At 63.3% G+C, this 26,356-nt stretch carries 24 protein-coding genes; 11 read left to right on the top strand and 13 right to left on the bottom strand.

Going from position 1 to position 26,356, the window contains the following annotated elements; genetic code table 11:
- Positions 1-43: 43 nt before the first annotated feature.
- Positions 44-1,723, bottom strand: coding sequence for a sulfatase (locus HYG81_RS20685; protein WP_180841588.1), 1,680 nt, complete (start codon positions 1,721-1,723; stop codon positions 44-46).
- Positions 1,724-2,037: 314 nt separating this feature from the next.
- On the opposite strand from HYG81_RS20685, the gene HYG81_RS20680 reads away from it, so the two are divergent.
- Positions 2,038-3,057 (top strand): lysylphosphatidylglycerol synthase transmembrane domain-containing protein, encoded by a 1,020-nt coding sequence (locus tag HYG81_RS20680; protein WP_180841587.1) that lies wholly within the window; start codon positions 2,038-2,040, stop codon positions 3,055-3,057.
- A gap of 201 nt (positions 3,058-3,258) precedes the next feature.
- Here the strand turns inward: HYG81_RS20680 and HYG81_RS20675 are convergent, their stop codons facing one another.
- Complete coding sequence (locus tag HYG81_RS20675; RefSeq protein WP_180841586.1) at positions 3,259-3,741, bottom strand: metal-dependent hydrolase; 483 nt, start codon at positions 3,739-3,741, stop codon at positions 3,259-3,261.
- Positions 3,742-4,089: 348 nt separating this feature from the next.
- Between HYG81_RS20675 and HYG81_RS20670 the strand changes: the two genes are divergently transcribed.
- The 3 genes from HYG81_RS20670 (at position 4,090) to HYG81_RS20660 (ending at position 6,385) form a co-directional block, all read left to right on the top strand.
- Positions 4,090-4,980, top strand: coding sequence for a hypothetical protein (locus tag HYG81_RS20670; RefSeq protein WP_226376001.1), 891 nt, complete (start codon positions 4,090-4,092; stop codon positions 4,978-4,980).
- Between the two features lie 181 nt (positions 4,981-5,161).
- The gene (locus tag HYG81_RS20665) at positions 5,162-5,998 is read left to right on the top strand and encodes a hypothetical protein (RefSeq protein WP_226376000.1); all 837 of its coding nucleotides are present in this window, start codon (positions 5,162-5,164) and stop codon (positions 5,996-5,998) included.
- 93 nt (positions 5,999-6,091) lie between these two features.
- Positions 6,092-6,385: a PadR family transcriptional regulator gene (locus HYG81_RS20660; protein ID WP_180841585.1), complete on the top strand. Its 294-nt coding sequence runs from the start codon at positions 6,092-6,094 to the stop codon at positions 6,383-6,385.
- Positions 6,386-6,517: 132 nt separating this feature from the next.
- On the opposite strand, the gene HYG81_RS20655 is transcribed toward HYG81_RS20660, so the two are convergent.
- On the bottom strand, positions 6,518-7,075 hold the full coding sequence (locus tag HYG81_RS20655) for a DUF5806 family protein (protein ID WP_180841584.1): 558 nt from the start codon (positions 7,073-7,075) through the stop codon (positions 6,518-6,520).
- Between the two features lie 320 nt (positions 7,076-7,395).
- Here HYG81_RS20655 and HYG81_RS20650 point away from each other — a divergent pair, with 320 nt between their 5' ends.
- A complete protein-coding gene (locus tag HYG81_RS20650; RefSeq protein ID WP_180841583.1) occupies positions 7,396-7,629 on the top strand; it encodes a ribbon-helix-helix domain-containing protein in 234 nt (77 codons plus the stop codon).
- Between the two features lie 61 nt (positions 7,630-7,690).
- Here HYG81_RS20650 and HYG81_RS20645 read toward each other — a convergent pair whose 3' ends face one another.
- Positions 7,691-8,251 carry a TATA-box-binding protein gene (locus tag HYG81_RS20645; protein WP_180841582.1) on the bottom strand — a complete coding sequence of 187 codons (561 nt, stop codon included), beginning with the start codon at positions 8,249-8,251 and terminating at the stop codon, positions 7,691-7,693.
- A 406-nt stretch (positions 8,252-8,657) separates the two neighbouring features.
- Between HYG81_RS20645 and HYG81_RS20640 the strand changes: the two genes are divergently transcribed.
- From HYG81_RS20640 to HYG81_RS20625, 4 genes are all read left to right on the top strand, one after another.
- Entirely contained in the window at positions 8,658-9,428 is a 771-nt protein-coding gene (locus tag HYG81_RS20640) for a pirin family protein (RefSeq protein ID WP_180841581.1), read from the top strand.
- 181 nt (positions 9,429-9,609) lie between these two features.
- Complete coding sequence (locus HYG81_RS20635) at positions 9,610-10,629, top strand: lysylphosphatidylglycerol synthase transmembrane domain-containing protein (RefSeq protein WP_180841580.1); 1,020 nt, start codon at positions 9,610-9,612, stop codon at positions 10,627-10,629.
- A gap of 130 nt (positions 10,630-10,759) precedes the next feature.
- Positions 10,760-11,257 (top strand): metal-dependent hydrolase, encoded by a 498-nt coding sequence (locus HYG81_RS20630; protein ID WP_180841579.1) that lies wholly within the window; start codon positions 10,760-10,762, stop codon positions 11,255-11,257.
- Between the two features lie 361 nt (positions 11,258-11,618).
- Positions 11,619-12,173 (top strand): DedA family protein, encoded by a 555-nt coding sequence (locus HYG81_RS20625; RefSeq protein ID WP_180841578.1) that lies wholly within the window; start codon positions 11,619-11,621, stop codon positions 12,171-12,173.
- 96 nt (positions 12,174-12,269) lie between these two features.
- Here the strand turns inward: HYG81_RS20625 and HYG81_RS20620 are convergent, their stop codons facing one another.
- The 6 genes from HYG81_RS20620 to HYG81_RS20595 form a co-directional block, all read right to left on the bottom strand.
- On the bottom strand, positions 12,270-13,679 hold the full coding sequence (locus HYG81_RS20620; protein WP_180841577.1) for an aryl-sulfate sulfotransferase: 1,410 nt from the start codon (positions 13,677-13,679) through the stop codon (positions 12,270-12,272).
- Positions 13,680-13,893: 214 nt separating this feature from the next.
- The gene (locus HYG81_RS20615; protein WP_180841576.1) at positions 13,894-14,769 is read right to left on the bottom strand and encodes a universal stress protein; all 876 of its coding nucleotides are present in this window, start codon (positions 14,767-14,769) and stop codon (positions 13,894-13,896) included.
- Positions 14,770-14,900: 131 nt separating this feature from the next.
- Entirely contained in the window at positions 14,901-15,200 is a 300-nt protein-coding gene (locus tag HYG81_RS20610; RefSeq protein ID WP_180841575.1) for a HalOD1 output domain-containing protein, read from the bottom strand.
- Between the two features lie 109 nt (positions 15,201-15,309).
- A complete protein-coding gene (locus tag HYG81_RS20605) occupies positions 15,310-18,465 on the bottom strand; it encodes a PAS domain S-box protein (RefSeq protein WP_180841574.1) in 3,156 nt (1,051 codons plus the stop codon).
- A 59-nt stretch (positions 18,466-18,524) separates the two neighbouring features.
- The gene (locus HYG81_RS20600) at positions 18,525-19,577 is read right to left on the bottom strand and encodes a DNA-methyltransferase (protein ID WP_180841573.1); all 1,053 of its coding nucleotides are present in this window, start codon (positions 19,575-19,577) and stop codon (positions 18,525-18,527) included.
- A 721-nt stretch (positions 19,578-20,298) separates the two neighbouring features.
- A complete protein-coding gene (locus tag HYG81_RS20595; protein ID WP_180842943.1) occupies positions 20,299-20,847 on the bottom strand; it encodes a hypothetical protein in 549 nt (182 codons plus the stop codon).
- Between the two features lie 479 nt (positions 20,848-21,326).
- Here HYG81_RS20595 and HYG81_RS20590 point away from each other — a divergent pair, with 479 nt between their 5' ends.
- Positions 21,327-21,971, top strand: a complete 645-nt coding sequence (locus tag HYG81_RS20590) for a hypothetical protein (protein WP_180841572.1) — start codon at positions 21,327-21,329, stop codon at positions 21,969-21,971.
- A gap of 29 nt (positions 21,972-22,000) precedes the next feature.
- Here HYG81_RS20590 and HYG81_RS20585 read toward each other — a convergent pair whose 3' ends face one another.
- Both HYG81_RS20585 and HYG81_RS20580 read right to left on the bottom strand, forming a co-directional pair.
- A complete protein-coding gene (locus HYG81_RS20585; RefSeq protein WP_180841571.1) occupies positions 22,001-22,594 on the bottom strand; it encodes an NADPH-dependent FMN reductase in 594 nt (197 codons plus the stop codon).
- Positions 22,595-22,744: 150 nt separating this feature from the next.
- The gene (locus HYG81_RS20580) at positions 22,745-23,140 is read right to left on the bottom strand and encodes an SPW repeat domain-containing protein (protein ID WP_180841570.1); all 396 of its coding nucleotides are present in this window, start codon (positions 23,138-23,140) and stop codon (positions 22,745-22,747) included.
- 282 nt (positions 23,141-23,422) lie between these two features.
- Here HYG81_RS20580 and HYG81_RS20575 point away from each other — a divergent pair, with 282 nt between their 5' ends.
- On the top strand, positions 23,423-23,629 hold the full coding sequence (locus tag HYG81_RS20575; RefSeq protein ID WP_180841569.1) for a hypothetical protein: 207 nt from the start codon (positions 23,423-23,425) through the stop codon (positions 23,627-23,629).
- A gap of 214 nt (positions 23,630-23,843) precedes the next feature.
- Here the strand turns inward: HYG81_RS20575 and HYG81_RS20570 are convergent, their stop codons facing one another.
- A complete protein-coding gene (locus HYG81_RS20570; protein ID WP_180841568.1) occupies positions 23,844-26,252 on the bottom strand; it encodes an ATP-binding protein in 2,409 nt (802 codons plus the stop codon).
- Positions 26,253-26,356: the final 104 nt, after the last annotated feature.

Genomic DNA, 26,356 nt, shown 5'->3' with positions numbered 1-26,356 from the left:
TCGTGTTCGCCCGCGTTTTCTCCGGGAGACCGATGGAGTTGCCTCACTCGAGATAGCCGAGTTCGCGCAACCGATCCTGGGTCGCCTCGTCGGCCTCGGCCAGCGCGTCGGCGTCGGTGTCCGTCTCGCTCGGATCCGTCCATGCGCCACCGACGGCGTCTTCGAACCGAGCGAGTGCCCGTTCGGTCGCGGCGACGGCGTTGTCAACCGCCGGATCGACGGGCGACTGCTCGGACGGGTCGTCGTCGAGCCGATAGCCTTCGTCGGGGATGAGGTCCGCACGGATGTATTTCGCGTCGGTGCGACGCGCCCCGCGCAGTCGCGAGTAGGCCGGGTGATCCGCCGGGAGCGTGATTCCAGCCTTGCTGGCCTTTTGCTCCAGATGGTGTAGCTCGATGACCGGCTTGGCGTACTCCATGAACGCGTAATCGGCGTCGTCATCCGCCTCGAGGACGGCCCGCTGACCGGGGTCCGGATCCGCGACTCCGTCGAACGCTCGATACTCACTCGAGAGCAGCGAGCGCGTTGGATCGCGTGCGACGGGACCATCGTTCCCGCTGGTGCCGACGACGGTATCGGGATCGACGTCGAGCGCATCCAATACCGTGTGATAGCAGTCGAGCAACTCGACGAGGTCGTCGCGCCGCTCGGCCTCGAGGTCGGGGTGTTTCACCAGCAGCGGGACGTTGATCAGTTCGTCATAGAGCGCGAACTCGTGGCCGTAGCGGTCGTGTTCGCCATGGAGTTCGCCGTGGTCGGCACACACGACGACCGCGGTGTCTTCCCACTGGCCGGTGGCACGCAGCCAGTCGAACAGTCGGCCGAGTTCGGCGTCCATGTGGGCGACCTCGGCGTCGTACAGGCCCCGGATATCGTCCCACTCCTCGTCGTCGATATCGCGAACGCCGGCGTTGTACTCCTTCGAGTTCTGGCAGACGCTATCGGGATCGACGCCGGGTGCGAACTCCTCGCGGTACTCCTCAGGCGGGTAGTACGGGAGGTGGGCGTCCATCAGATTGACGAACGCGAACCAGCCCCGGCCGCTCTCGCTGTCGCCGATGAAGGACTTCGTTCGGTCGATGACCGACGGCGTCTTCGTATCGGCGCCCTCGCCGCTGGCGAGTCGCTCATGGGCCATCGCCCCGAGTCTGACTATTTTCGATGCCATCTCCCGGAGGTAGTCGTTGTCGTTGACGGTCTGCCACGCGCTGGCCAGCGGCCCGGAGAGCACGTCTCGAGGGAGCACTTCGAAAAAGGAATCGTGATCGTCGAAGCCGTCAGTGAGTCCGGTATAGGGTGTAATCCAGGCGTTCGAGGAGTAACACGCCGTGTCGTACCCCGCCGCCGAGAGGGTCGACGCGAGGGTCGTCGCGTCGTCGAGGTACGGACTCCCCTGATCGGCCCCGTGCTCGCTCGGATAGCGGCCGGTAAACAGCGAGGCGTGGACCGGGAGGGTCCAAGGTGCGGGCGCGACCGCCGATTCGAAGACGGTCGCCTCCTCGGCGAACCGCGACAATTCGGGCGTGGTCGCCCGTTCGTAGCCGTACGGCTCGAGGCGATCCTTCCGAACTGTATCCAGCACGACGAAGAGGACGTTCGACGGGCGGGGATCGGTCCCGTCGGCCGTCCCCCGCCCGGCCGCGGTCGCTCGAGCCGTCGACCGTGAGTACGCGTCGTCGCTGCGAAGGAGAGACGGTGCTGCCGGGACAGTCGGAGCAGTCATGGAACGTACTGCGTTCACTCGACCGGTCCGCAATCGTTATGAAGCAGGTACAGGACCCGAAATCAGCTACACACTGTCGTAGTGAATCATTGAACAACTGGTAGCGGTCGCCATCGACCTCTGTCGGACGGGGAGCGTTCTGCTGTCGAGAAAGCGGATAACCGTCGATTAGAGGGTGACAATCGCCCCTTCCCGACTCGATCGACCGCGAGAGATCGGCTGTTTCGGTCGGACGAGACCGGTCGCGACGACCTGCGCGATCAGCGACCGACGTCAATCAGACGTTTCAAGTCAACTGACGATTCATACCAGCCATGGACGAGCGAAACAAGCCCGCGTTTCTCATCGGTGGCTTCGGGGCGATCGCTGTCCTCGCCGTCCTGTTCTTCATCGTGGGAGCACGGCCGATCGTCGACTCGTTGCTTTCGGCGGAGCCGTCGCTGGTCGCGGCGACGTTCGCCCTCGCGCTCTGCTGGCTGGCCGCCTGGAGCCTGATGCTTCGAACCGTCCTCGGCACGCTCGGCGTCGATCTCCCCCTCGTCAGATCGTTCTTCGTCTATTCCGGTGCCGTCTTCGCCAATAACGTCACCCCGTTCGGGCAGGCCGGCGGCGAACCGATCGCGGCGCTGCTTATTTCGAAAGTCTCCGGTGCTCGCTACGAAACGAGCCTCGTCGGCATCGCCAGCGTCGATGTCCTCAACGTCATCCCCTCGATCTCGCTCATTCTCGTCGGCGTCGGCTATTACGCGACCACCGCCGCCATCGGCGAACGCCTCGAGACGGCCGTCGGATCGGCGGTCGTGTTGATCGGTGGAATCGTGCTCGCCATGGGGCTGCTCTGGCGGTACCGGGACGCGATCATCGATCGACTGCCGGCCATTATCGCGCCCCGCATCGGCCGACTCGGCCTCGGTCGCTTCGACTCGGAGACCCTCGAGGATGATCTCACGGATCGAATGGGGCGGTTCTTCGAGAACATCGAGCGGATCGCGACGGACCGGTGGCGTCTCGGCGCGATCATCGGGCTGTCACTGTGCGGGTGGCTCTTTCAGACCGTGGCGCTGCTGGCGGCGTTCGCCGCGCTGGGACACAGCGTCCCGGTGTACGTCCTGCTGTTCGCGATCCCGCTCGCGAACGTCGCCGGTGCAGCCCCGCTTCCCGGCGGTCTCGGCGGGATCGAGGCCGCGTTTGTCACGCTGCTCGTCCCGACGACGGGGGTCGCGGCATCGGCCGTCACCGCGGCCGTCCTGATCTTCCGGGGAGCGGTCTACTGGCTGCCGATACTGATCGGCGGTGCCTCGGTGTCGGCGTTCGGAATACGGACCATCAAGTAGGAGAGCACGGATCCGGTCCAGAGGGGGTACCCAATCGGGGATCCGACGGCGAACGACCACCCGGAACGATGTACCGAAACGGCCACGTCGGATTCAACGTGCCCCCGTTATGCGCCGTTCGTCCCGCTCGAGAGCACCGGTGACGTCTCGGGCCTGTACCGCAGGGTCGAACCGCGTGGCCGTTGTCGGTCGAACCGATAGTTACCGGTCGCGAGGGAACCCACGTCTGATCGCGCTCAGATCGTCCGTTTGCCACGCGAGGATGCCGATCGAAACCGACCACCACAGGGTCGTCCCGATCACGCCGTGGACGTCGAGACCCGGACTCCAGGTCGTTCTGATCGGGAACAACCACTGGATTCCCAGCGACAGCGAGTCGATGAAGAGATGTGAACTGATCGCGAGCGCGGCGGCGAGTGCGGCCTCGCGCGTTCGTCGAATCGCGTACACGCCGACAACGACTGCCAGCGCGAACAGCAGCGAGTGGGTGATCCCGCGGTGGACGAACGGCCACCCCCACTCGGCTGGGAAGAGGAAGTCCGCGTCCGGAAGCAGCCCGAAGACGATACCGAACCCGGTCCCCGTCCGCTGGTCGACGCCGGTGAATCCGCGAGCGAGCGCGACGCCGACGACGGCGTGCGTCGCAAACGCCACCGTCAGAAAGAAAATCCGCCCTGGATCCATTGTTCGATGCTCGGACGAGGTTCGAATATAGCTTATGGCTCCGAGGCGGCCGGTCGTCGAACAGCGATCAGGTCGTCTCACGGGCGAACGAGGATACTGACATGCATTGCGACTGCGAGCGTATGACTTCAGTCATCGAACGAATCGTACGACGATCAAACATGAACCGGGGCCAGACGTCGATCGTCAACACCCAAACGGCTACGAGACGTATTCATCGAATTACGGTTACACAGCCGATCAGTCTTCGAAAGAGGAGCGACGGCGTGGGAGGGAAGAGGGACTGAGGGCGAAACACACCCCTAGTAATAAAAATTAATATGACTACCACGTTCAGCTGGTAGTCATATGCCCGAACACGAGCGGCCATTCCGGACGTCGCGCCGGGGTGTGCTGTCAGCGTTTGCTGGAACTGGCGTCGCCGCCCTCGGCGCGTTTGCGCCGGAACCCGCGGCCGCCGACGTGACTGCGACCGACTCGAGTGACGTACTCCCGCTCGGGACCTTCGAGTCGACACTCGACGGCTGGCAGACAGACGGCGATGTCGCGCTATCGAGAGTCACCCGACGCGACCGTCCGGTCGCCGTTACTGAAGGCGAATATGCACTCAACGTCACCGTCGACGGCGACCCGGTTCCGGCGATTTCGCGGTCGGTAACCGGTCTCGAGCTTTCGGCGCACCCGTACTTCGTCGCCGACGTCACACCAGGTCGGGTCGACGGAACCGACGCACCTATCGTCTTCCGATTTCGACTCTCTCAACTGACGGACGGACTCGATGTCGGATCGACGCTCGAGCCGGTCGCCGAGTCCGACCCGGTGACGGTTCGGCAGGCCACGCCGGGCCGCATCTACTGGAACGCGAGCGATGTGGAAACCGGTCTCCTCGACGTGGCCGGCCGCCTCGAGATCAGCTGGTACCCGGCCGATCGCGACCCTGATTCGACGGATGGGACGTTCGCGTACCGTGGCGGGGTCGTCTTCAACTCGATCTATGCGACCGCCTTGATCGATCCCGTCGGGAGCGCCCGGATTGCAGCGACGATGCGGGACCTCCAGTTCGACCATGGCGCCTACGTCCGGACCGAGGTGACCGACGAGTTCGACACCGGGGAGGCAGGCACCCTCGTCTTCGCCGGCGGTGCGACCGAACCGTACCGATTCGAGACCCTCGCCGCGGACACGGTTCGGCTCACGATCGCAGACACCGAGATCGAACTCGGAGGCGGGTGGTTCTGATGGTCGACCACTCGACGTCAGCGACGACGATCACGCTCCTGCCCGGCGGCAGCGAGGACAGCGCGAACGGCGGCGACGACCGCAACAGCGCGATGCCTGACTACGGGGGAAGTCCCTCGACGCCTGGTTCGTCGCCGACCAGGTCACGGACCTCCCGGACGACCTCGCCGAGGTGGAGGCGATGCGCAAGCAGCTTCTGGAGTACGATGACGGGCTCCGGCAGTACCGGCTGAAGAACCACATCGACCTCTCCTTCGCCACGCCCGACGGCCGGCGCGTCGTGGAGGAGAGCGTCACCGTTGAGACGAACGCGAACGAAACGCCGCCGTACGTCGGCGTCGAGGGCCAACCGGGCGAGGAGAACGTCGTCAGGGACATCATCGAGCGCGATGATCTCGACTGGTTCGGCGGGAAAGACAAGCTCCGGGCCGACGTAGCGGACAAGCGATTCGAGAGCGATGTCGTGCACGAGGAGGTAAACGGCGTCGAAGGCGTTCGCGCCTCCGTCCTCTTCGGCGGGAGCGACACGTACATCGAGATCATGCGCGAGAAGTTCTACGAACTCGGTCCGGTCGCGTTCCTGGAGGCGACGGGGATGGACGTGGCGGTCGTGCCCGCGTTCATCATCCAGCCGCCGACCATGTACACGTTCCTCGAGCTCGCAGCGATGGCCGACGGAACGACGCTCGCTCGAGTCTGGGACGTCAGCCCGTATCCCAAGCATTACCTCTACGTCGACGGACGAAAGCGCGACGAGACCGAGTTCGAGAAGGGTAGCCGGCTCTCGGGCGGCGAGTGGCGTGAGAACGAGAACGTCAACGAACGGTTCGGCCAGTGGGTGCTCGAGGAACAGGACCTTCGGTCGCCGTTCTCCCCCCATACCCGGTCGGGCTACGAGCAGTACATTGCCCACGCCACCTCGTTCGGGCCCTCCCCGGCGATGATGGACGGCGAGGACGGCGACGAACTGACGGCGTCAGCGGTGGCGTACCGCCTCCCGCCGGTGTTCCCGTGGTAGCGTCCCTCTCACTCAACGGTCGGACAGGGTCGCGATATCCCCTCCCCAACCTGTTCACGGAATGCTTATACACGGATAGGACGGAATTCGGATATGTACGATTTGACCGGCTTCCAGCGGGACCTGCTGTACACGATCGCCGGACAGGACGAACCACACGGGCTCGCGATCAAAGACGAACTCGAGGAGTACTACGAGAAAGAGATCCATCACGGACGGCTCTATCCGAACCTCGACAAAGTCGTCGACAAAGGGCTCGTCGAGAAAGGCGAACTCGACCAGCGAACGAATTACTACACGATCACCGCTCGTGGCCGCCGTGAACTCGAGGCGCGTCGGGAGTGGGAAGAACAGTACATCGGCGGGTTCTTCTCGGAATCGGAGTAACGCGCATACCGTCGGGAAGACGAGCGAGCCACACCAGATCGACGTCGACTGTTCGATCCGCGTGACTAGATCCGGAGACGCGTGACCAGCACGTCTGCGACGGGAGTGGGCTCGTCGGCGTGCTCGCTGCGGTCACTCGGATTCAATCGCGTCCTCACCGAGTCGCTCACCGCAGTTCGGACAGCGGTCGTAGCGGAGCTCGAGGCTCGCCCGATGGACGGCCTCCATCGCCGCTTTGACCCGTTCTTCCGCGTCCAGTTCGGTCTCGTGCGAAAGAGAGGCCCCTTCGACTTCGATCAGGAACCGTGCTGTCTCAGTCGCCTCGTAGGCGATGTCGTCCAGTTCGTCGGCCGTGAAGAAATCAGCAGAGGCGCCATAGAGGAACGTCGCACCCGCTTTTCGCACCTTCTCCTCGAAGGATTTCCGCGACTGGTAGACGGCCTGGCGCGTGTACTGGTCGTCCATGAAGGGAACGAGGTCGGGGAGGTTCTCCCCGATGGTCGTCATCTCGATACCTGTCCCGGTCCGAAAGTCGGCCCCGAGGCGAGCGATCGCCCACTCGCGGGCCGTGAAGGCGACGCGATTGCGAAGGAACTCGTTGACGCGGTCGTACTCGGCGCTCTCGAGTCGCTCGAACCGATCGGACTCGGATACACTGCTCCGGGTGGATGAATTCGTCTCTTCGGGCATGGTGTGTTTCTGCGGTTGCCCGCGTCACGTGCAAGGGCCGAACGAGCATAACGCTGTCCGTCGTGCCGGGATCGCGTGAGCCGCCCCGCTGCTTTGGACTGGTTAGACGACGTTCCGTGATAACCGAAACCGACGTCTTTCTGACTGTCAACGTCAGAGTCGAATAGTTTCACTTTCACCGCGCTACGCGAGCCCTTTTTACTGGCCGTCTCCTTCTCATCACATGGTCCTCGCGAAAAATAGAACGGGACTCACAGTCACAGAAATCGAGACGAGAGCGGCGTCGCGCCGTGGTCGCGACCGGAACGAGGTGAGCAGTGGTGTCGCGTAGCTCGCCATCCGACGACATCGTGATCGAACCTGACCACTCCCGACTGGCGGACGGTCAGCCGCTCGATCGTGTGACGTTCCGAGCGACCGACGAACAGCTCGCCGCCCTCGAGTCGCTCGTCGACGCCGATATCTACCACTCCCGGAGCGAAGCACTCCGGGCCGGAGTGCAACAGCTACTCGAGCGACACAGAGAGTCCGAAACCGACCGCGACGATCAGTAGGTCCCCCTCGAGGCCGCTCCGTCTTCCGTGAGACTGCTCCGTCTCTCGATGCAGTGACCTGCTACTCGAGCAACCCGAGCTCCTCGAGGCGGGTGACGATCACGTCGACGGCCTGTTTGGCGTCCTCCACCTGCTTCCCGCCAGTAATTACCAGTTTTCCGGAGCCAAAGAGGAGGGCGACGACCTCCGGCTCGTCGAGTCGGTACACCAGTCCGGGGAACTGCTCCGGTTCGTACTCGATGTTCTCGAGTCCGAGCCCGATCGCGATGGCGTTCAGATTGAGCGTCCGTCCGAGGTCGGCGCTGCTGACGATGTTCTGGACGATGATCTCGGGATCCTCCGCGACCGGGATATTGAGTTCACGGAGTTTGTCGAAGACGATCTCGAGACTCTCGTGGACAGCGTCAGTGCTGTTCGCGCCGGTACAGACGATCTTTCCCGAGCGGAAGATCAGTGCAGCTGACTTGGGGTCCTGGGTGCGGTAGACGAGACCGGGGAACTGCTCGGGGTCGTAGTCGGCCCCCTCGAGATCCATTGCGACACTCTGCAGGTCGAGTTCCTGTTCGATACCAGTCGACGCCACGACGTTTTCGATGTTGATGGATTCCTTCGGGTCCGTCATCGGTCGCTTAAAAAGACGTATTTAAGACTTATAAATCTCCGTACTACTACCGTGAGCATGTTTTAGTCGTCTCTGGAGAACCCTACAGAGCGGTTTTGATGGCCTTACGTTCCTAAGTCCACCAATATACAGCCACTGTAGGCAGAAATATATCGGAGTGGACGAGAGAGTTCGCGCTTCGACGGGCTCGTGATGAGTGATCCTGGGACCACGCTCGAGGACGTGCTGTGGGTCGGCAACCGCCACCACGGGACGACGGCCTTCCGAGGCGAACGGTCACAGTGGCAGGGCGGCTTAAACTTCGGGTTCGATCTACGCCCACATCTTTCAGTTTCTGTCTCAAACCCCGCCGCCCAGAATCCCGACGCTCAGAACGCATTTAGCGCTCGAGCATCTCGTATTCGTAATGGACGATTCTGCGCCGACACGAACACAGCCACAGATCTACACGGCCCCACGGACGGATGTTTCACAAAATCAGGGGCAGTTCAGAATCCATCTCAACTTCCCCGGTCGCGCCGTTCCAGACCACGATGATCACGGCTACGGGCCGCTGGCGACGGTCGTCGAGTCGTTCATGGACCCGGGAACACTGATTCGGATGCACCAGCACCGCAACGAGGAGATCATCTCGTGGGTCCCCGACGGTGTGATGCGCCACGACGACCGTCAAGGCAACGAACTGGTCACGGATTCGGACCACCTGATGGTGATGGGCGCCGGCAGCGGCTTCTGGCACGCCGAGGAGACGTTCGCGGACGACCCGCCGCTACGGATGCTTCAGATATTCGTCCGTCCGCACAGTCTCGACCTCGAGCCCGACATCCAGCACGAGCCGATTCCCGACGCAGTCCCCAACGAATGGCGTCACCTGTTCGGCCCCGAGGACGGTGACGCACCGCTATCCGTCCGGAACGACGTCAACTTCTACGACTGTCGGCTCGACGCCGGCGCAACCGTCACACTCCCGTCCCGTCCAGCGTGGGACACCTATCTCTACGTGTTCGACGGCGCGGTGACAGCCGGCGATGACGAGACAGAGATCGGTTACACCGAAAGCGGACTCGTGACTGCTGAGGACGACGTATCCGTAACGGCCACCGAGGAGTCGATCATCGTCGCCTTCTGTCTCAACCCTGACGCCCCGATCACCCGTCAGGGGACGATCGGGCGCTAATCATCGGTTCGAGAGTCACACCTTCAGCCGCTGTGTTTCGTTCCCTGGAGTTAGTGCGGGCTTGAGAGAGTCCTCACGCGGCCATGACTTTTCTGACAAGATTGTCCGAGTACCGTTCCGATCGTGTTCTCCGGCCGACAACGATCATGTGTTTCAAGTTCACTAATGATTTATATCAGTCATGGAGGAGCGAAATCGGCGGGCTTTCATCATCGGGGCCGCCGGGGCGGTCGCGGTCTTTGCCGTTCTCTTTTTCGTCGTCGGCGCCCGCGACATCGTCGACTCGTTGCTATCGGCGAAGCCGTCGCTGGTCGCGGCGACGTTCGTCCTCGCACTCTGCTGGCTGGCCGCCTGGAGCCTGATGCTCCGGACCATCCTCGTCTCGCTGGGCGTCATCGTTCCGATCAGCAAGTCGTTTTTCATCTATGCAGGGACCGTCTTCGCGAACAACATCACCCCCTTCGGACAAGCCGGGGGTGAACCGGTCGCGGCGCTACTCATCTCGAAGACTTCCGACGCCCGTTACGAAACCAGCCTCGTCGGCATCGCGAGCGTCGACATCCTCAACGTCATCCCCTCGATCTCGCTCATTCTCGTCGGCGTCGGCTACTATACGACGACCGCCGCGCTCGGCGATCGCCTCGAGACGGCCGTCGGATCGGCGATCGTGCTGATCGCCACTATCGTCCTCGTGATCGGACTGGTATGGCGATACCACCAGACGATCATCGACCGACTGCCCAGCATCGTCGCCCCCCGACTCAGTCGGCTTGGACTCGACCGCTTCGATTCCGAGACGCTCGAGGACGACCTCACGGATCGACTGGGACGATTCTTCGAGAACATCGAGCGCGTGGCAACGGACCGGTGGCGACTGGCCGCCGTCGTCGGGCTGTCGCTGTGTGGCTGGCTCTTTCAGGTCGCCGCGCTCACGGTCGCGTTCGCCGCGCTGGGCTACAGCGTCCCGGTATACGTCCTGTTGTTCGCGATTCCGCTAGCGAACCTTGCAGGCGCTGCACCCCTTCCAGGGGGACTCGGTGGGATCGAGGCCGCGTTCGTCACGCTGCTCGTTCCCACGACCGGTATTCAGGCGTCGGCCATCACCGCGGTCGTCCTCATCTTCCGCGGTTCGACCTACTGGCTGCCGATTCTGATCGGCGGCCTGGCCGTGTCGACGTTCGGTGTTCGGGCGGTGCGGTGACGGACTCGGACAACCGGGCGCCGCAGTGACCGCCTGCTGCGATGCTCGAGTGCTGCAGTGATCGCTTGCCCGCGGCGACAATCGAGCGGTTAATTTCCGTCCGGCCCCGATGGTCGGTCGATCGGCCGGCATGTACCAAGAAGGTCACTCCGGATTCAACGCGCTGCTGTACGCGCCGTTTCTGCCCCTGGTGAGTCACGTCTGGTCGCTCGAGTTGGCGCTGATCGGGGCACTCGTGGCCGTCGGCGTGGCCAACCTCCCGGATATCGATCAGCCACTGCCGCGACTCCGACACCGCGGGCCGACACACACCGTCTGGTTTGCCGTCCTCGTCGGGCTGGTCGCCGGCATCGCCACCGCCATCATCGTCCCCTCGACGCCGGATGCGTTCGCGTTCGGGTTCGTCGTCGGTACATGCGGTATCCTCGCCCATCTCGCGGGCGACGTCGTAACCCCGATGGGAATCAGTCCGTTCGCTCCCGTCTGGCGAGCCCACGTCACGCTCGGCTGGTTCAAATCCAAGAACGGCCGGATCAATCGCGCGCTCCTGCTCGTCGGATCGGTCGCCCTGTTCACGTCGCTGCTGCTGACCGTGTGGTTGCCGGCAGCGGTCACCCCGACAGGCTGATCGGTCCGCACGGATCGTGCTCTCACGGCGGCTTCGCGTCGCGTGTTTGCTCGAGAACCGCGAGCGTGCACGGGGGAATGGGTGTTATACAGCGATGAACAAACAGCCATCCTCACTCCGAGGGAACGAGGAAGGCAGCATCAGGGTGGAATCCGACGCGTTCCGATCCGCGGAACGGCGGCAGTGAGTTCTCGAACGAGGATGTCACCACTGAACGCGTGACTTTCAAACGTGCTCGCGATGAACCAACGCTTGTTCCGGATCCATCGCTCACGGCGTCGACCGAACCCCCTGCATAACTTAGTTCCCGAACGCTGGATCCACTCGTACTGCCGCGATCGCTGCCGTTGGCGAACTACCAATGCTTCCGTTCGGAACAACTCACAGACTGGGCGCAGGCCCGCTGCAAATCGAAGAGCTGCCGCCCTGGGTAGAGTCGATGCTGACGTCGGAACTCGCGTTAGCGGTTTTCTTCGGGATCTGCGTCCTCGAGGGGGCGATGCTCCTGCGATTCATGCCGAGCGAGCTCGTCGTGCCGGCCGCGCTGGCGCTGATCGGCTCGTCAATTCCGGAGGTGATCGGGATCGTTGCGATCGCAGTGGTCGGAACGACCGTCGGCCAGTTCGGGCTCTTCTGTCTCGTCCGTCGCGCCGGCCGGGAGTACGTCCTGCAAAAGCGCTGGTTTCCGATCACCGAGTCGAAACTCGAGCGCTTCGACGGCTGGTTCGATCGCTGGGGCAGGCTGGCCATCCCGGTGAGCAACACGATGCTGTTCGTTCGCGGGCTGTTGACCGTTCCCGCCGGACTCTCGGAGATGGACGGCCGATCGTTCGTCACGCTATCGGCGGTCGGCTCGCTGTCCTTCCAGTCGATCCTCGCGGCACTCTACCTCCTCGGCGGCCACCTGCTGGCGTGACCGAGTAACGGATTCGGCCGCGCTGGAACGATAGTTCCCGTTCCTGGTTCGACAGGCTACAAAAATACAATACCGCAAAAGCGCTCTCGCTTCGTCTCAGTTACCGCCCTGTCGGTAGACCGGGAGGCGGAACCTGATGCCTCTATCGCGGAGCTGCCACTTGATCTCGATGGTAGCCCACGTCAGGCCGGTCAGAAGCGCCACGCCGATGGCGGCGAACTCCGAGGCCCCAATCCAGACCGGAGTCACGAAGAGGAGGGCGTTGTAGATCCGGTGTGGGAGGAGAGACTCGATGAGATCCCCGATGAACCCGAGGGGTGCAAAGCCGAAGCCGCCGTCGCCCCCGCCGCCACCGCTGCTCTCGGCCGCCGTTCGAGACTCGAGGCCGAGTTCCTGGGCGCTCCGGCCGCTCTCGCTTTCGTCACCGGTCTCGAGGCGCTCGGATTCGTAGGGGAGCGATGACGCGACCTCCCAGACGATGTCGCCGGACTGGGTGACCTCCATGACGCGATTGCCGTGGGTGTCGGAGATCAGCGTGTTGCCGTTCGGGAGTCGGTCGGCGTCGCGGGGCCACTGGATCCGGTCGTCTTCCCAGAGCCAGGTTCGGTTCCACTCGCCGTCCTCGCGCTGGAACTCCTTGATCTGGGCGCTCTCGGAGTCGGCGACGAGGACTGCTGGGCCGCCCTGACTCTCCGGGATGTAGTCAGGATTGTGCTGCTCGTAGAGGACATCGTGTTCGTTTTCGGAGCCGAGCGTCCAGTTCTCGAGCAGGCCCTCCTCTCGATCGAGGAAGACGACCTGGTCCTGATTCCGCAGACTGGCCATGATTCGACCGTCCATCTGGCCCTCCTCGATGTACTCGACGTCGTTGATGTGTGCCCAGTCGCGGGGCCACGAGTGACCGCCCTCGAGCGGGAAGTCGCTCTGGGCGTCCCAGAGCCACTCGACGACCTCCGTCTCGGTGTTGACGATAAACACCTGGTCGGCGACCATGTCGGCGACGACGAAGTGGGTCTCGTTGGTGCGGTCGACGTCGTGCCACTCGCCGGCGTACTCCTTGTAGTCGTATCGCTCGTAGAGCACCTCGACCTCGCCGGTCTCGAGGTCGGCCCGCTCGATGACGTTACGGGTACACGGCGGCGCGCCGCAGTTGGACCCCTCCGTGTGAATCGTGTCCGTCGCGGCGTACTCGACGGTCAGCGGGTCGCCCTCGACCGGGTCGGCGTCGAAGTACTTCGTCCGCGAGTTGTTGTAGTAGAGGACCTCGCCGTCGGGCTGGTAGGCCGTAATCGTCCCGGCACGGCCCGATTCCGTGACGACGGTGTGGTTCTCCGTCTCCGGTGCGTCGGGAACGTCTTCCTTCGACGCCGTCGAAACCCCCTCGCCCGCGGCGCTGACGACGGCGGCGGCCGAAATGAGGATGAGGACGGCGAACGCGGCTCGGAGCCTGTTTCTCGTAATCTCCGATCGGACACGATCGAGCGATGGCAGCGAGCTGTCGGTCACAGTTCGATCACCACATCGTCCCGAACCACCGTATGGGGACCTATCGTTCTCAGTTTCCGAACCGAGAGAGTCGTCCCTTTTCTACCGTGGCTGCGACTCGAGAACCCGTCTCGACGGCCGAGATGAGGGTGAGGCGAAGTCGAGACGGTCGAGACGCGTCGTGGGGGTGAGCCACGTCGTGGTATCAGACTGAGTCGGCGCATCGGTTCGTGGGTCACGCCGCATCGTGCGTCTGCGTGGTGAGGACGGGAACCGGAGACGTGCGGATCACGCGCTCGGTAAAGCTCCCCAGCAGGTGCCGGTCGAGACCGGTGTGGCCGTGTGTCCCCATCACGATGAGATCGATCCCTTCCTCGTCGGCGTAGGTCGTGACCTCCCGCGGTACCGATCCGGCCGCGATAGTGGTCGTGACGTCGTCGACGCCAGCCTGCGTGGCGGTCGACGCTGCATCGTCCAGAACTTGCTGGACGTTGTCCTCGAGTTGCTCAGAAAGTGCTGCCGACCCCGCGTCGATCACTTCCGGAAGTTCGTCGACGACGGATAACAGGTGTAGCTTCGCGCCGTGTCGGTCAGCAACTGTCGCTGCCAGTTCGAGCGCCGCCGTCGCGTGGCCGCTTCCGTCGGTCGGAACGAGGACGTCCGTGTAGGGGAACCTCGGCGTCACTTCGTCGGCTGCACGAACGGTCAAGACTGGAACGGAACTCCTGTTCACGACGTGATCCGTGACGCTTCCGAGGACGTACTCCCCCAGTCCGCGCCGTCCGTGCGCACCCATCGCGACGAGGTCGAACTCCTCGGTAGTGGCGTACTCGACGATTACCTGCCGCGGATCGCCCTGAACGACGTCCGTCACGACGGACACGCCGCGGTCCTCGGCCATCGCGGCGGCATCCGAAACGATGTCGTTACCCTCCTGTTCGAGTACGTCGACGACATCAGTGCCGAGTCGCGTGAGGCTCGGTTCCTTCGTATCCGCGACGTTGAGCAAGTGAACTGTTGCCTCTCGCTCGGCGGCGACGTCAAGTGCGTGCTCGAGAGCGGCCGTCGCGGAATCGCTTCCGTCGGTCGGGACGAGGAGACGGTTTGGCATAGCCGGCCGTTCGATGCGGACCCGCTTAGTTTGTGGGACCAAGCGAAGCCACGGCCGAGCCGTTGCTCGCCTGTCGTTTCGATGCGCCAAAAGAACGAGTGCGAGCGCCGATCTGCAACGATATCGGATCGCTAGCTGGAGTCGACGCGAATCTCGCCGTCCGCAGTAACAGTCACCAGACAATTACTGTACTCGAACGTCACCGAGCCGCCGGAGCGGAGTCCGTTCGCACGCGGTTCGAACAGCCGCTCGAGCGAATCGGCATTGATCGAGTAATGGAGTGGCTCGAGTTCGGTTACGTCTTTGTTACGAAACGTCGCGACGGCATCCGCCACGGCGACGCTGAGTGGTTCGTCATCGAGTCTGTCGTATTGTACGGAATAGTGATCCCCCCTTTCGGCTGATGGTGATCGTGAACTCATCTCTGTCATGTTTGTACGTACCCCCCAGTACGTCAGTGGGAAGTCGTCCGCTGATTCAGGGGTCGTTGCAAAGAGCCTGATCGTTAACTGTGTAATGGTCCTCACAGCTCCCGGTTAATCAATTAACCTTCGAAGAGGTGGCCCCCTCGAACAGCGCCGTGAACAGCTTTCGTTCGGCGGATCGAACGTGCTTGTGAAAGGCCGGCGAGGAGATGTCCAGAGAGGCCGCGATCTCTTCGCCGTTCGCTCGGCGAGGCCACTCGAAGAACCCGCCGTGATAGGCCGTTTGAACGACCTCGCGCTGGCGCTCGGTGAACGTCTCGAGCAGGGCGCTTCGCGCGCGGCTACTGACCGTCGATCGATCGTCGACTCCCTCACGTCGCGCGACCATCGACACCGAGGGGCCGCTTCGACTGATACCAGACAACACGGTACGGATCTCGACCGCGTCCGGAACGTCGACGATCGCGCGACCGCTCGACGCGTCGGCCACGAACTCCCGCAACCGTGCGCCGTGGGTGTCAGTGATCGAACCCAGGAAGGAATCGGAGATCCGGAGTTGAAGCAGCGTCTCGTCCTCGTTATCGGCGATTATGGTAATCTCGCTGATCCCCTCGATAGCGGTGTAATCGACGTCCTCGAGCAGTTCGTCGACCGACTCCTCGACGGCTACGAACACGAACTGGCCCCCATCGGCTCGCGCCGTCGCGCCCTCGTAGCTCACGCGCTCGTCGAGGAACGCGGCCAGCCGACACAGCGTCGCGTCCGCCGCGACCTCGAGTTCCACTTCGGTACGGCCCTCACCGGACAGCGCGTTTTTTCGTTTGACGGCATCGATCGCGTACGCGATCGTCTCGCCGAGTTCCGCGAGCGTTGACCGCAGCGTTTCGTCGAACGCGTCCCGTTGCTCCCCGTAGATCGAGAGGACGCCGTAGAGAAACCCGTCGTAGACCAGCGGGACCGCGTACACGCACTGGACGTTTCGCGAGAGCGCGTCACCCCGCCACTCGCCGTCGTGAACCGACGCGGCGACGTTTTCGACGTAAACTGGGGTGCGCGTTCGAGCCGCCCGACCCGCCGGTTCGGCGGCCGATTCGTCGACCGTCGTTATCGTCACCGCGTCGAGATACCCCCGTTCGAACCCGGCGTAGTGTCGCGGCTCGAGACTGTTTCCGCTCGGATCGGGTTCGCCGAACCAGGCCAGCGAACACGACTCGAGTTCGGCCAGACACTCGGGAACCCCGCGTTCGATCTCGTTCCGGGAGTCGGCCATCAGGAGCAGTTGTTCGACCTCCTGATGCACCTCGTTGGCGTCGTTGAGCCGCTCGAGATCCCGATTCTGCCGCTCGAGTTCGCGTTCGCGTTCGCGGAGTCGGCGGCTCCGCCCGATCCGGTCGAGTGCGGCTTCAGCCGTCGTCGCGAACAGCTCGGCGAGTTCGGCGGTCTCGTCGTCGTACGCGTCGGCTTCGGTCGAGAGTGCGACGAGAACCCCGTGTTCGCCGAGCGGAACGGAGAGACCGCTTCGAGCGTCGGCCAGTTCATCGCAGTCGATCGGGCCCGCACGTCCGTCGTCGTGAACCATCGGCTCGCCGGCGACGAACGCCTGCCACGGATCGCTGTCGCCGGGCTGGACGGAATCCGGCGAGCCGAACGTCGACTCGAGGACCGGCGAGTGCGCCGCCGGCAACAGTTCGTTCGTCGCCTCGTCGAATCGGTAGACGACGGTTTCGAGCTCGAGCACGTCCGCCGCGATGTCGACCATGTACTCGCACGCATCCTCCTTCGAGTCGACCGTCAACAGGTGACTGGTCGCCTCGTGGAGCGCGTTGAGCGTCTCCTGATACTGGACCCGTTCGGTGATATCGTTGGCGACGCCGATGACGCGATCGACGACACCGTCGTCAGTGATCGGGCGGTAGGCGATTTCGAAGAGACGGTCTCCGAGCCGTCTGCGCGAGGTGACCGCCACCCCATTGAGCGCATCCCTCGCGTCGGCACGGACCTCGGGGTAGTCCTCGAACAGGTCGAAGACCGATCGACCGACGACCTCGTCGGACTCGAAGCCCACGTTGGCGAGTCCCTGTCCTTCCGAGAGCGTGAAGGTCCCGCTATCGTCGAGAACGAACAGCACGATAGGGACGTTCTCGACGAGCGTCTGTAATCGCTCCGTCCGTTCGGTCAAATTACGTTTGCGCTCGACGCGCTCGGTCACGTCCCGCCAGTAGACGGATATTCCCGTCGGTGAGGGGTAGATTCGGGCTTCGATCCACGTGTCGTAGGGGTCGAAATGACCTTCGACCGTCCGCGGTTCCTGCGTTTCCATCGCCTCGATGGCGCTGGACTGAAACGGAGTCCCCGCCATCTCCGGGAAGACGTCGAGGATGTGTTGACCGACGAGATCGGATCGCTCGAGATCGAGTTTCTCGAGCGCGCGATCGTTGACGTAGGTGAACCGCCAGTCCGAGTCGAGGGCGTAGAACGCGTCGGTGACGCGTTTGAACGACTGACTCAGCTCCTGTTCGATACGGTGGAACTCCGTGACGTCCTGGATCGACGCGACGACACCGTTGACGAGATCGTCCTCGAGTCGGTTCGTGAGAACGGCCTCGTGGACGTGCCAGGAGCCGCTCGCGTGCTTGCACGTGTACTCGATGGTCCGCGTCGATCCGGGTTCCGCTTCACAAACGGCGTCGAATTCGGCTTTTACGGCCTGTGAATCGTCGGGGTGGACGTAGTCGAGTATGTTCGTCCCGGCCAGTTCATCCGCGGTAAACCCCCCAACGCGTTCGGCTGCCGGAATCACGTCGGTGACCGCGCCCGTCTCGTCGAGGACGAGCAACTGGTCCGAGGACTGTTCGATCAACCTTCGATAGAATGCCGCCCGATGGTCGGCCGATCGCTCCATCGTGGTACACTCGGCCGTCTGCTGGAGTCGATGCGAGAGCAACGGGAGTTCCTGGCCGGTCGTCGCGGCGACGATTTCGGTCGCCCCCTCGTCGCGGAGTCGATCGATCGACTCGTTTGCAGCCGGATCGATCGCGTAGACGACCGGACACGCCCCGTCAACGGCCGAGAGAGCGTCGCGGTCGTCGGTCAAAACGCAATCGACCGCCTCGAGTCGGTCGTCCGTGAGGTCGGACGCGGTCGGAACGGGCCCCGTGATCGACACCGTTTCGTCCGAGAGCCCCGCCGTCGCCGTCCGAATCCACTCGGAGGAGCCGACGGAAAGGGCGCGGACGGGCGTCCGCTCGGGGTCTGCGAGACTGCGAGCCATACACCTGCTGGGGGCGGCGGAGGGAAAAAGCTCGCGTCAGTGGCGCGTCGAGAAGCGGGTTACTCGAGAGCGAGCGGACCGTGATCGACCAGGTAGCCGTCGTCGGATTCCTCGACAGCGCGCGCTTCTCGGAGCCGGAGGCCCCGTTCCATATCCGTCATGACCGGCGTCTCGTAGTAGTCGGCCTCGTACTCGAACGCCTCACCGTCCTGACGGCGGCGCTCGACGAACGCCCGGTGGCGCTCGAGGCGCGTGCGACCGACCGACCGCGACAGCGCCGGTACGTCGTCGATCCGGTCGTCGAACACCTCGAGGAAGGCGTCCTCGAGTTCGATCCCGACCGAGTTGCGGCCGGCACACATCGCTGCGAGCGTGGTCGTTCCGGTGCCCCAGAAGGGGTCGAGAACAGTATCGCCGTAAGCGGAGTACATACAGATTAGACGGTACGGAATCTCCAGCGGGTACGCCGCCGACCGCTCTCGGAGTTCGTCGTCGGTCTCCTCGAGGCCCTGCAACTCACCCGTGACGTCGGTCCAGACGTCCGAGAACCAGCGGTTGCGCTCCTCCCAGAAGAACGCGGCCTCGTAGCGCCGGTCGGCTCCCGGCTCGAATTCGCGGCGTGCGTCTCCCTTTCGGAAGACCAGGATGTACTCGTGTTCCAGCGTCACGTAGGCGTTAGGCGGGATCATCCCGCTGCCCATGAACTTGGCCGCGCTGTTCGCCGGTTTGCGCCAGAGCACGTCTGGCAACGGCTCGAATCCCCGCTCCTCGAACGCCGAGAGCACGCGGGCGTGGTTCGGATAGACCCGAAAGCTCCCGTCGACCGATCGGGTCGCATCGCCCACGTTGATGCAGGCGATACCGCCGTCGATCAGCACCCGCTCGAGCTCGTCCCAGACGGCCTCGAGTTGGGCGTGCATCCCGTCGAACGCGGCCTGACCGTCGTCGTCGGCTAAGGCGCCGCCGATCGCGGGATCGAGGTCGGTAAAGAGGTCGTCCCACATTTCGATCATCGGATACGGCGGCGACGTGACGACGAGTTCGACGGACTCATCGTCCACACGCGAGAGATCTCGAGAATCACCGACGAAAACACGGTGGGTCGTCTCCATTGACCGTATACTGTCGGCGTCTGTCCCTTAGCTCCTTCGTCACGACAACGGCGTGGATTCGAAACGCTCGTCTGGGCTGTTCGTCACTTCCGAGCGCGCTTTGCGAGCCGTCGTAGTGGCGGGCCGAGCTGGGACTCCCAATTTCTATTGGCATCGGACTCAAGCGGTCGGCAGTCCTTGAATGACCTGTCGCGTTCCCGAGTACGCGACGCACCCCGACCCAGTCATCCGCGAGCGGGCGTTTCAATCTCCCCTCGTGCCGCTCGCGGTGTTTTCGAGACACCGTCTCTCGAGCGAGACACGCCGAGCGTGGAGTTAATAGTCCTCAATCACGAATCGACGCCTGTCGCGTCTGAGTGACGCGACGGGCTCTGCTATCAGGTTCCCATACAGTTCCTGGTTCATAGCCCTGCTCGCCAGCGGACACTCGGACGTCGGGTTCCGCTGGTGGGCGATTACACATCGTTCGTGAGTGGTACCGACCGCCAAAAGTCGATACCGCCTGCTGTGATAGTCCCGATCGCCGTGCGCGCGTACCGAGCGCGACAGTCTAAGATTCACGATCAGAGAAACGGCTGTAGCGGCGGCTCGCGGGTCCTGTCCGCCGAGGACGAAACGGTTTGCACGACTCGTCCGAGCCATCGATCGGATCGGCCGAATCCGCTCAAGCGAAAAATTCGTCGCTCTTCCCGTTCTTCGGTCTCCACCTCACTTCTCCGCGTTACTCCTCGCTTTCTTCGTCCGTCTCCTCGGCCTCAGCTTCGGCTTCCTCACCCGCTTCGGACTCCGCTTCCTCTTCCGCGTCACCGCCCGTCGCCGGTTCGAACTCCTCGATCGGCTCCCACTCTTCTTCCTCGCCTGAGGCGAGGCGACGACGAAGGAAGGCGGCCCCAGCGAGGACACCGACCGCGAGCAGGAGTCGCGGCAGCCGCGATGTGGAGCTTCCCTCGGACTCGTCGTCCATCTCGGACGTCGTCTCACCGGTCTCCTCGGCCGCCTCCATGACGTCCTCGATGATCTCCGGTTCCTCGAGGTCCTCGATCGGCGAGTCCTCGAGTTCGGGCGCCTGGCGGCCCACGAGATAGCCGACGGCAGCACCGAGGCCGAACAGCGCCCCCGCGAGCGGAAGCCGCCCACCCGACTGAGACCCTTCCGACTCCTCGACCGCCTCGAGAATCGACTCGCGCATCGACGAGTCCATTCCTTTATTGATTGCTTCTTTGACGATAATCTCGGACAACGTTTTGTCTTGTTGTTCCATCTCGGGCATAATTCGCTCGACCACACCGCCGTACATAGTTCTGTTCACCGTTTCCGTTGTTGGCTCCGTCGCGTCGTATCGTTTCAGCAGCCGGTCCGACAATAGGAGCTATTTAACTAGTTGTTTCCCAGCATATCGACCGATCAACTCCCCTATCACCGTGACTAGTTACCCCGACCCATGATTCGTATCACGAACGGCTGAACGGTCCGGAGATCCGGTCTCGACGCAGATTCGTCGTCGAAACCTGTGCTTGAACGCGTCTCGAGTCGGCCTCGAGCACGTTTCGTTCGTGCGTGCGCGGTCGATTACGAGTCATCGCCCGATCACCGACCGATATGGGCGATACTACAACCGGTCTGATCGCGTCGACGATGGATAAACGGACTGCTTCCTGTGCTATAAGGACGTATCAGTGCAACGAGCGCCCAGTACTGGCGCAGAACGCCTTCCATAACGAAAGGGATTCCTCCGAAAGAGGTCAGGACATGAGCGTTTTCCGCCAGCCCGGGATTCTCGGCCGGACGACGCGGCGGCGCGTGATGGGCGTCACCGCAGCGCTCTCGGCCGCGTCCGTCGAAGCGCTCGCGGTCGGCTGCTGGTTCGGTCTCATCACCGGCCCGCGGACGACGTCGACCGCGCTCGCGGGGCTCGGGTTGCTCTTCTGTGGGTCGTTGTTCAGGGCGGGCGTCTTCGGCGCGACGGTCAACAATCTCGGCGATTTCCTGGAACCGCGGCGGCTCAGCGTGGCGGTCGCGCTCACGTCCGGTTGGGTCGTCTGGTTACTCGTGGCCGAACTGATCGGCGGCGGCCTCGGCATCGTCGTCGCGACAGCCGTACTCACCGGCATCCTCACCGGACAGTTCCTCCTCGAGAGACGCGTGTTCAGGCGCTACGCGGCCGCGAGCGTGACGTTCACGCCGATGATTCCGGGACTGTTGATGGCCGTCGGCGCGTCGGCGCTCCTCGCGACCGCCTGGTTCACCGACTGGGGGCTCGCCTCCCCACCGATCGCGCTCGGTGTCACGACGATCGTCATCGAGATCGAGGCGCTCCACATCGGCGTGCTCGTCTTCGGACTCTTCACCTTCCTCGCCCACCAGCGTCGATTTCAGCGGGTTCTCGATCCCTGATACGGATGATTCGAGCGGTGCTCGACCGATTACTTTCCCTGAGCACCCACGTTCTGGTCGCTCTCGAAGGAGTCCGGATCGGGCTCGATCGCCGCGTACTGCACTGCCCGTCGCCCCAGCGTCGTGATCCGTTTCTCGAGTTTCGGATCGACGAACTCGCCGTCCTCGAACGCGGCGCTCGCGTTCGGAATCGCCGCCTCGTGGGGGATCACCCACGCGTTTAGCGCCCGACAGACCGATCGCATGTGTTCCAAAGCCGTCACGGGAAAGGCACCGCCCGACACGGCGAGGAGCCCGACGGTCGCGTCCGCGAACTCGTCGAACCCGCAGTAGTCGATCGCGGTCTTCAGCGGCGAAGCGTACGACCCGTGGTACATCGGCGAGCCGAGGATGATCGTATCGGCGTCACGGACTCGAGCTGCCAGCGCCTCGGCATCGCCCGCATCCTCGCGGTCGCGGTCCGCGTCGAAGATCGGTAACTCGTACTCCCGGAGATCGAGTAACTCGGTCGTCGCGCCGGCCCGTTGTGCGGCCGAGAGGGTGACCTCGAGTGCAGTCCGGGTGTGGCTGTCATCGCGGAGACTGCCACAGAGTGCTGCCACGTGGACGTCGCTGTCGCTCATGGCCCTTCGGACGACCGGGTGCGGGAAAAGCCGCCCGAAAGTGACTATTTTTGAGGTGATCCGCATCGCTCTCTCTCTCTCGAGCGCAGATTTTCGGTGTCACTCGAGCGAGGCTGTGACCGAACGGCGACGAAAACGAGTGCGTTCGGATTACGCGCTCGTTGCGGTCGCGTTCGACGTTTGAACGCTCCCGTACGCACCGACGAGCGAGAGGATCGCGATGATCGCACCACTGATGCCGTTGATTCCGACTACCAGGCTACGGTCGATGCCGAACACGAACGGCGACGCCGCAATCCAGATCCCGATCAGTGCGAGAATCGCTGCGATGACGATGCTCGGTGAGCGCATTTCGCCGGTCCGGTACGCGTGAGCCGAGGCGAGTATTACCGTCACAGCGCCGACGAGGACGTTGTGGATCCCCATTGTTCCGGAGATCGTGAAGACGATCGTCGACGCCATGATAAACAGACCGAGTACCGCCGTCAACCCGGCCGTTCGTTCGACGAGTACTGACGAATCGTCCGCGGACCGTGTTCCGCTCATACGCAATCAAACGAGCGCTTCGTATTTGAGGCCACCGACAACATATAAAATCCAATACGTTGGCGGAATCGATGAAGGAGTGCGTCCCTCCGACTGACGGAACCAATCACGTACCGGCCGTATTGCCACCGTGCGATGGTGTATATTGGGTTTCAGCGGCCCGATAGTTCTCGGGACAGCGGACACGATCTCGAGTGGCTCCGCGGCCGTCTCAGCGGTGGTTCCGCTAACGGTGCCAATTCAGACTTGCCGCTTATCGAAGTCGGGGATGAACGTTTTTCCATGAGCGAGTTCACTGATCGACTCCTGATCCTGATCATCGCGGTCGTCGGCCTCGGCAGCATGATCGTCGCGTGGCTCGGAGGATATATCGTAGCGGAGATGAGCGGCATGACGGAAACCGTCGGTCTCGCCGTCCTCGTTCTGCTCTTTATCGGCGCGCTAATCGGTGTCTGGCACGAGTTCAACGATATCAATACACGGGGGTAAGGGCGACCGCGAGACGATATCAGCGGGTTGACTATGCGGTAGCGCGCGCTGTCCCCACGCGACCGGAGAGTAACACGAGGTTGGAACGGGGTGACGATTTCGGCGACGCGAGCGGAGAGAAATGACCCGTGAGCAATGCGGTCCGCGAGTGTCACGGGCTGAGAGCCGGCCGATCGAGGTGTGAACCGTTTCGGTCGGTTTCATAGCTCGAACGCTACGACTCGTCTCGGGCCGGAAGCATCAACGAAAACGTCGTTCCGTCGCCCGGTTCGGAGTCGACCCAGATCTCGCCGCCGTGGCGTTCGACGATCCGCTGACAGAGCGCGAGCCCGATTCCCGTCCCCTCGTATTCCTCGCGACTGTGTAGTCGATCGAAGACGGTGAACACGCGGTCCTGGTTCTCGGGGTCGATGCCGATCCCCTCGTCACGAACCGAGAGCACCCACTCCCGGCCCCGGCGCTCGGCGTCGACGTGAACCCGGGGCGGGTCGTCGTCGTAATACGTGAGCGCGTTATCCAGCAGATTCTGGAAGACCTGTCGCAACTGGCTCGCATCGCCTTCGACGACGGGAAGGTCGCCGACCGTGATCTCGGCGTCGGTCTCTTCGATCTGCAACTGCAGATCGTCGATCACGTCCTCGAGCGCGGTCTCGAGGTCGATCGGTTCGAGCGGATCGCCTCGCGTCTCGACGCGGGAGTACTCGAGCAGGCCGTCGATCATCTCGTGCATGCGCTCGGCACCGTCGACGGCGTATGCGAGGAACTCCTGACCGTCCTCGTCGAAGGCGTCACTGTACTGACTCTCGAGCAACTGGAGATAGCTCGTCACCATCCGCAGGGGCTCCTGTAAGTCGTGCGAGGCGGCGTAGGCGAACTGCTCGAGTCGCTCGTTCGACTCCTCGACCTGTTCGACCGTTTCTTCGAGTTTTCGCTGGAACTCTCGTCGTTCGGTGATGTCGGTCAGCGTGACGACGGCACGACTCACGTTCCCGCGGTCGTCCCTGACCGGCATCCCGTGTTCCATAATGATTCGCCGGTCACCGTCGAACGTCTCGATCTCGTAGACGTTCGGCTCCGCGACTTCCTCGCCCCGCAGTACCTGCGCCATCGTCCAGTCCTCGGGCTCGACCGGTTCGCCCGTTTCCGCCCACACTGCCGAATACTTCTCGTACTCCGCGATCGATTCCGCGTCGAAGACGTCACCGCCCCAGATCTCCTTCGCGGAGTCGTTCGCTCTGAGCAGCGAGCCGTCCTCGTTCGCGACCACCGCGCCGACGGGTAACACCTGAAAGAGCGTCTCGAGCTCTTTCCGTTGCTTTTCGACCTCGAGTTCGGCTCGCTTTCGCTCCGTGATGTCCGTGAGCGCGCCGGGGAACGTGACGGGATTGCCGTCCTCGTCGCTCTCGACGTGGCCGCGGGCGACGACCCACCGGAGTTCGCCGTCCGCGTTCCAGACGCGATACTCCGCCTCGTACTCACCGCAGCGTTCGACGGCGTCCTCGATCGCCGCTTCGACGCGGTCGCGATCGTCCTCGTGAATCGCATCGATGAACCACTCGAGCGGAACGCCGTCACGCGCGTCGACGGGATCGATACCGAACGTTTCGGCGAACGACGTCCCCACAGTCATCAGATTTTCGGGGATCTGCCACTCCCACGTCCCGACTGCACCGGCTTCGGTCGCGGCCTCGAGTTGCGCCTTCGCGTCGCGAAGATACCGTTCGTGCGCCTTGCGTTCGGTGACATCCCGATCGGAGACGACGATCGAGACGACGTCTCCGTCGTCGTTCGTAACGGGTCTGAAGACGCCGTTAATCGTGTGTTCCGTCCCATCAGGTTCGAAAATATCGGTCTCGAACTCGACGTATTCGCCGGTCGCTGCTCGCTCGGTCCACGCTTTCACGTCGGAGCGGACGTCGCCGCCGTCTCCCCACCACGGTGTCTCCCAGAACTGCTCGCCGGTTACGTCCGCGAGGTCGGCGTCGATGTACTCCATCGCCGTCCGGTTGATATCTATCACCGTTCCGTCCGGCTCGAGCAGCCCGACGAGGATGTTCGGGTCGTCGAAAACCGCCTCGAATCGCCGCTCCGTCCGCTCGTTCTCGATCGCCATCGCGAGGATATTCGCGACGTTCCGGACGAGGGTCGCGTCGCGTTCCGTGAACTGCCGTCGGTCGGTCGCGTGGACTGCCAGGACGCCCCACGGCTCCTCGGCCGGGCCGATTCGGGCGGCAATTCCGCTGACGACGCCGTAATCGGTGAGGGAGTCGGGATCGGAAAACCGCTCGTCGGTACGTAGATCGTCGGCAACAATTGGTCGTTCGGAACGCAGTGCGCGGCTGACCTGCGAGTCGGGAGTCGTCGATATCGTCGCGGTCCCGACGCAGTCGTCGCGCCACCCGACGCCCTGCCGAAGGACGCACTCGTCGGTGAGGGGGAGCGACTCGAGCACCGCCGCGAACTCGGTCTCGAGGGTTTCGGTGATCGTAGCGGTGGCCTCGTGGAGCAGGCCCTCAAGGTCGTCGGTCTCGAGCGCGTGTTTTCCGAGTTCGGCGACGACTTCCTGCCGGCGGATATGGGCACGTTCCGACGGATCGAGATCCGCTCCGGACGATGAAGTCATTCGGTGTACATTTCGTGGGACGCAGGTTAAGGGCTTCCCTGGACGACCAACCGTCCCGACGGAGTCGGGTTTCACCAGAGACCATTCCCAGTACCGACACGCGC

Source organism: Natrinema zhouii (assembly GCF_013456555.2).
In the GTDB taxonomy this organism is placed as follows: Archaea; Halobacteriota; Halobacteria; order Halobacteriales; family Natrialbaceae; genus Natrinema; species Natrinema zhouii.
The sequence above is the reverse complement of the archived record's forward strand: the minus strand, read 5'-3'. Positions and strand labels throughout refer to the sequence as shown.